This is a genomic window from Mucilaginibacter sp. (assembly GCF_036383575.1).
GTDB lineage: Bacteria > Bacteroidota > Bacteroidia > Sphingobacteriales > Sphingobacteriaceae > Mucilaginibacter.
In genome coordinates, this window is the sequence record NZ_DASVOB010000070.1 from 1 (window position 1) to 6,591 (window position 6,591).

Below are 6,591 nucleotides of genomic sequence, written 5' to 3' on the forward strand. Positions count from 1 at the left end.
GGATTTCGCCCATATTTTAATGGTGATGCTCCGCCAGCTTAAAATACCATCACGCTATGTAAGCGGCTACATCTGCACCCACAGCAGCGCTATGCGCGGTGAAGGGGCAACCCACGCCTGGGCCGAAGTATACGTACCCGACTACGGCTGGCTTGGTATCGACCCAACAAACAACTGCATAGCCAACGAAACCCATGTACGCCTGGCCGTGGGTCGCAATTTTTCAGATTGTTCGCCGGTTAAAGGTGTTTATAAAGGCGCATACGGCCACAAACTGGAAGTATCCGTAATTGTTGATGATGCCGATGCTATTGTTTTTGAAGATAAAACCTACGAAACGCCGCCCATGCATGTAGTAACTGAATTTCCTAAAAACAGCTATCAGCGTTATATGGAGATCATTCAGCAGCAACAGCAGCAGCAGTAGTAGTTGGCAGTGGCAGTTTTCAGTTGGCAGTTTGCAGAAAGGATAGAGAAGATATGTCATTTACGCCGTTGTTGGTGTTGTCACCAACAACAACGGCATTGCTGACCTCGAAGCATCACAGCATTTGCTAAACTCAAGAAATCCTTAAATCATGCAAATCAAGGTTCAACGCTCTGATAAAAATTAACCAGCCTGGGCGCTACTACATGCACATCGTGCTGCTCTTCAATTAATCGGCGGGCGTTGAGGCCAATGTTTCGGCAAAACTCCTCGTCGGTAATGCAACGCGCTATGGCATCATAAAACTCCTGCCTGTTATTGGCGATAAGAATATTGGTGCCATTGGTAAAGTTTATTCCTTCGGCCCCTAATGAGGTGGAGATGATACATTTTTCCATGGCCATACCTTCCACTATCTTAACCCGCATCCCTCCGCTTGAAAGCAAGGGCACCACCATAATAGCCTTACTGTTCACAAATTCAAAAGCATCGTCAACCTCGCCCTGTATAAAGATCTTTCCCATCGCCTCATAATCATCAAAGCTATCGGGGATATTATGACCGGCAACATAAAACTTCACGCGCAGGTCGCCCTCGGTAAGGTCTTTATAAAAACTCTCTATAAACCATTCAATACCCTCACGATTGGGCATCCAATCCAAAGAACCAAGGAAAAACAAGCTTGGGAACTCTGTTTTATTATAGTCGGGCTTATAATCGGGCAGGGAGATCCCTACCGGGAAAATATCAACCGGAATGGTAACACCGTATGATAACAGCGTTTTTTTATCCTCGTTGGTAAATACCGCTATGGCATCAAATTTATTAAGTTGCTGCAATTCGTAATCCTTCACCCTACGGGCCAGCAAATGCAGGTACCATTTCTTAAACAGATCGCTTTTTTGCTGCGCCAGCCTCATCCATACCTGGTGTTCAATATTGTGCGACCGGTAAATCAATCTCGCTTTTGTATGCTTACGGATAGCAGCGTGATAAGGCGTTACAAACAGGCCTTCAAACTGAATAACATCATAGGTAGTTTGGCGCAATTCGCGCAGCAGGAGCTTTTCAAATTCGGCATCGTAATAGCGATCAACATCATTTGCTTTTTTGTTGAACAGATTGGTTATCGCGTCCAGTACGGATACATTGATGTTGATATCGTAGGATGTGTACTGAATTTTCTGCAGCAGTTCGTCTTCGGTAGTTTGTACGCTGCCATGATACTTTTTGCCATTCAAAGCCACCAGCGCAACTTCGTGCCCAAGTGCAATCAACCCTTTAATGGTATTGCAAACCACAATGGCGTAACCGCCATTTTGCGGAAATGGTACACGATGTGTTAAAATTAGGATCTTCAAACGGTGGAATGGGTTTTTAACAAAAATACCATCCTGAACGTGGTATTCAAAACTTCATTAAAAAATACTTAACTGCGGATCGCTTACCCTAAAGGTGCGGCGGTGATATGGCGTAAAACCGATCTTCATTACCGTTTTGCGATGTTTAATAGTTGGATAACCTTTATTGCTATGCCAGTCATACTCCGGGTGTTCGGCTGCTATTTGCATCATATAATCGTCGCGATAAGTTTTAGCTAATATAGATGCGGCCGCAATGCTGAAATATTTTCCATCACCCTTAATGATACATTCATGAGGAATATTCCGGTACTTTTTAAAGCGGTTACCATCAATGATCAAAAACTGGGGCTCAAGATGTAATTTTTCAATGGCCCGGTGCATTGCGAGGAATGATGCGTTGAGAATATTGATCTCATCTATCTCCAAATTATCGACAGAGGCTACTGCGTAAGCTACCGCTTTCTCTTCTATCTCGGCACGAAGCTGGTACCTTACCTCTTCGGTAAGCTGCTTGGAGTCGTTCAGCAGGTGATGGTTAAAGTCGGGAGGTAAAATAACAGCTGCGGCAAAAACAGGCCCGGCAAGACACCCGCGCCCTGCTTCGTCGCATCCTGCTTCTAAAAATTCGTACTGGTACCTGGCTGATAGCATCCGGCAAATATAATAAGTGTTGTAAACGCGTTAGTAAAGTTATTAGTATGATGAGTTTTTCAACAATGAGATTTACGAATCTTTAAAGGCGATTAAAATAATTTTCAGCCCTTTTGGGTAGAGACGCATCACATGCGTCTCCCTTAGGACAAGCTCTTATAGCGCACCCTATCGTAATTGCACCCGGCAGACGCATGTGATGCGTCTCTACATCTAAAATTAAAAAATCTTCAGCGTAAGCAGCGTAATATCATCAATTGGCTTGCTTTTATGCACATTATTCAGGTAATCCATCAAAGCCTGATTAAAGTTATCGGGCGAGAGCTCACCATGCGCCAGCACAAAATCAAGTAATTTATCCTCGTTCCATATTTTGGAGCTTGGCGACTCAAAATCCATGAGCCCATCAGTATAGTTAAAGATCAGGCTGCCGGGTTCAACATCAACTTCCCCTTCGTTTAAAAAAGGGAGATCTTCAAAAACACCGATCATGGTAGTGCCCAACTTAAGGGGAATAGCTCCACCTTCCGAATAAAGGATGGTTGGGTTGTGCCCCGCATTAATGTAGTTAAGCCGCCGCTTTTTTTGATTATAACGCGCAAGAAACAAGGTAATAAACCGCTCGCCCTTGGTATTACTGAGCACAATTTTATTTAATCTGTCAACAATATTGGTCAAATCGCCATCAACCGCTGCCCAGGCATGTAGGCTGGCTTGAAAGTTGGCCATCAGCAATGCTGCAGAAATTCCCTTACCCGAAACATCGGCAATGCACCATAAAAACTCGTGCTCATTTAGGCGGATAAAATCAAAATAATCGCCGCCAATGTTTTGATGCGGAAGATATTTTGCCCCGATCTCCACACTATCATCTTTATGCTCCCGCATGGGGATCAGCATATTCTGCACTTCTACTGCAAGCTCCATTTCACGCTGAAAACGTTCGGATTGCAGCCTTTCGCGGAAAAGCTTTTTATTCTCCAGTGCCACAATGATCACGTTCATCAGCGTTTGGATGAAATTGAGATCATTGTTAAGCATCTCGCCCGAGGTGTTAAAATCACCTATGAGCGCATAGGCGAGGGCTTTGCTTTTGTGATATACCGGGATAAAATAATTGTATTTTTTGAGGACGGGGTCGCGGTGCCCGGCTATGGCTGTAGGGGCTTTAACTTTACTCAGTTTTTTGCAGGCACGGGCCAGCACTACCGACGATTCAATATCACCGCCGTATTTGGCTATACAGGCAAATTTAGTATCCTTCTCAATCAAAAAACGCAGTTTGCCTACCTGCAAATAATTTTGCAGAATAACTTCCAGCATTTGAATGAGGATAGGAGTAGCGGTGTTTTTATTTATCGCCCGCGTAATTTCCAATAAAGAATTTAATTCCGACTGCCGTTTGAGCAAAAGCCTGATCAATTCGTCTTCGCCGGAACCGTCGTCTATATTCAGCATATTGATATAAGTCCGCTGACTAAAATAGAAGAAATAATTTTTAAATACGAGTACTTTGTGATTTTATATCAAAGGCATCGCGCAGACCAACGGTAACCAGGTTAAAAGCATACACCAGCAGCATGATAGCCACGCCCGGAATCACAGCTAAAAACGCCGAATCCATAACAATATAACCATAATGTTCTGTGATCATACCACCCCAGGTTGGCGTAGGAGGCTGTGCGCCAAATCCTAAAAAACTAAGCCCGGCCTCTAAAAGTATAGCCGATGCAAAATTTGACGATGCCAATACCAGTATCGGGCCGGTTATATTGGGTAAAATATGTTTAGCTATAATACGTTTGTTACTAAAACCCAAAGCCCTTGCTGCCTCAATATATTCCACTTGTTTAAGGCCCATTACCTGGCCGCGTACCAGGCGCGCCACTTCAACCCACATGGACAGGCCAACGGCTATAAATATTTGCCACAACCCTTTTCCCAATGCAAATGATATCGCTATTACCAGTAACAATGCAGGCAGCGCCCATAAAATATTCATGAGCCAGCTTAAGGATGCATCTACCCAACCGCCAAAATAACCGGCTATTGCACCCACGGTTACACCAAGCAGCATACTGATAATAACCGACATCAGGCCTACGGCAAGCGAGATGCGGGTACCCAGCAGCAGGCGGCTCAGCATATCCCGGCCATAACCATCGGTACCAAGCCAAAAAGTTTTAAACCCGATATTCTCTTCCCGGATCCTGTTTTCAAAACTCTTATACACAGCCGCGGTAGCTGCCGCTACAGTCGCTTGCCCGTTATCGTTAAGAGTAACCTTCCCGTTTTTATAAATGGGCTTTTGCCCGGTTACTACTTCAAAAATATTGAATGCTTTTTTTTCGGGCTTATCTTCATCGCCGATATACCCGTTAACATAAATGGAGTCTTTAACAAAATGATAGCCGGTTATAGGGATCTCTTTATAAAACGATGGCTGGCCATACAGCATCCTGGCAAATACATTTACGGTATCAACAGGTTCTGTTTTCCTGAGCTTTAGCATCATATAGGTTGATCCCGGCTTTTTTATGCTGAGCTGTATGATCATATTATTGGCCAGGGGAGTATCATCGGGCATGATGAGATAGCCCAGTATTGCCACAAGCAAGGTAAGCAGGATAAATGCCAGCCCGGCTACAGCAATTTTATTACGCTTAAAAACACGCCAGGTGCGTTTTGCTGGTGTAATTTCGGCCAATGTGTTAACAGTTCATGTGTATTGGCTAAATATCGCTTAAATAGGCGCAATTAACAATAACGGCTGCTTTCTTTACAGAAGTATTATGAATGCTGAAAGCTGTTTTGGAGCTCAAAGCAGAACGCTGAAAGCCAAAAGCTATATCCGGAGCTAAAAGCAGAAAGCTTAAGGCTCAAAGCACATAACCTTTTACAAGTCCGGAGCAGATTTCATATACCTACGTTTGGTAGCTTTATGCTTTCAGCCTTCGGCTTTTAGCTTAATTATAGCTTACTTAACCATTCTGCCCTTCCAGGCGTACTTTTTGTTTTTTCCTAAAAAGCCGATGAGAACGAAATAAAGGACATTAAGCGGCAGAACAAAACTCACGTACAATAGCAGTTCGCGCCGTTTTAAGAAATTCATGATCGGTGTCATGTATAACAGGTCTATCGCATATTTAATGCCGATGGTAAGCAAAAACAATTTCAGGAAATAGATATCGAAAAGCCCCAGTACCGCTGTGAGCAGCAGCATAAAATTGCACAGCCAGATACTGAGCGCAAAGGCCACCATCTTTTTGTTTTTGTACTTGGTTGATTTTGATGCCCAGCGGCGTCTTTGCTGCATAAATTCCTTCAAATTGGGCTTTGCATGGGTATATACAATTGCCTCACGCCGTTTCAAGAAGCCTATCCTTCCGGGATAACGCTCTCCAACCTTATGCAATAAAAATTCATCGTCGCCCGAAGCCAGCTCATCTATGCCGGCAAAACCGCCAACCTCGTAAAATACATCTTTACGATAAGCGAAGTTTGCCCCGTTACAGGTGGCGGCAAAACCATGCCCTAAAAATGAACCACCCATACCAATAAGCGACGAAAAATCGAGCGTTTGCATCCGCTCAAATACCGATTGTTCCTGGAAATATGTTACCGGCGACGAGATCATCACCAGGTTATTTTGTTCAAAGAAACCAACAATAGTACGCAGCCATTGATTGCCCATGCGGCAGTCGGCATCTGTTGCCACCATTAAATCGCCCGTTGAAAGCTTGATAGCCTCGGCAATTGCCTTCTTTTTATAGGAGTTTAGTGTTTCACCCAGTTTGAGCTGAAGTAATTTAACACCCCGGGCCGCATAGCTGCTGATAATAGCAGCAGTATTATCCGTTGAATGATCATCAACAATAATGATCTCCACCAGGTGTTTGGGGTAATCCTGAGCTAAAATATCTTCAATGGTAAGGTGAATCTTTTCTTCCTCGTTACGGGCCGCAATAAGCACAGTAACTTTGGTGCTAAATGTTTGGGCAATAACCAGAGGGGTGGTGACCTTTGCCCAGCCTATCCGGAGATAGATGAGCAACAGCACATAAAGGCCCATGGAAAATAATGAAATAATACTAATCAGCGCGGTCAAAAGAATTTGAGTTTTAAAACAAAAAACGATCCTAAAATAGC

At 43.8% G+C, this 6,591-nt stretch carries 6 protein-coding genes; 1 reads left to right on the forward strand and 5 read right to left on the reverse strand.

The window, feature by feature from the left end; all coding sequences use genetic code 11:
* On the forward strand, nucleotides 1-427 hold a 427-nt coding region (locus tag VF500_RS02400), incomplete at its 5' end, for a transglutaminase family protein (RefSeq protein WP_330858148.1).
* Between the two features lie 158 nt (nucleotides 428-585).
* On the opposite strand, the gene VF500_RS02405 is transcribed toward VF500_RS02400, so the two are convergent.
* The 5 genes from VF500_RS02405 to VF500_RS02425 all read right to left on the reverse strand — a co-directional run.
* Nucleotides 586-1,788 (reverse strand): glycosyltransferase family 4 protein, encoded by a 1,203-nt coding sequence (locus tag VF500_RS02405; RefSeq protein WP_330858149.1) that lies wholly within the window; start codon nucleotides 1,786-1,788, stop codon nucleotides 586-588.
* Nucleotides 1,789-1,845: 57 nt separating this feature from the next.
* Nucleotides 1,846-2,442 (reverse strand): ribonuclease HII, encoded by a 597-nt coding sequence (locus tag VF500_RS02410; protein ID WP_330858150.1) that lies wholly within the window; start codon nucleotides 2,440-2,442, stop codon nucleotides 1,846-1,848.
* Between the two features lie 219 nt (nucleotides 2,443-2,661).
* A complete protein-coding gene (locus VF500_RS02415) occupies nucleotides 2,662-3,900 on the reverse strand; it encodes a PP2C family protein-serine/threonine phosphatase (RefSeq protein WP_330858151.1) in 1,239 nt (412 codons plus the stop codon).
* 40 nt (nucleotides 3,901-3,940) lie between these two features.
* Nucleotides 3,941-5,149 (reverse strand): ABC transporter permease, encoded by a 1,209-nt coding sequence (locus VF500_RS02420; protein ID WP_330858152.1) that lies wholly within the window; start codon nucleotides 5,147-5,149, stop codon nucleotides 3,941-3,943.
* 270 nt (nucleotides 5,150-5,419) lie between these two features.
* The coding region (locus VF500_RS02425; RefSeq protein WP_330858153.1) for a glycosyltransferase family 2 protein at nucleotides 5,420-6,591 on the reverse strand (1,172 nt) is incomplete at its 5' end.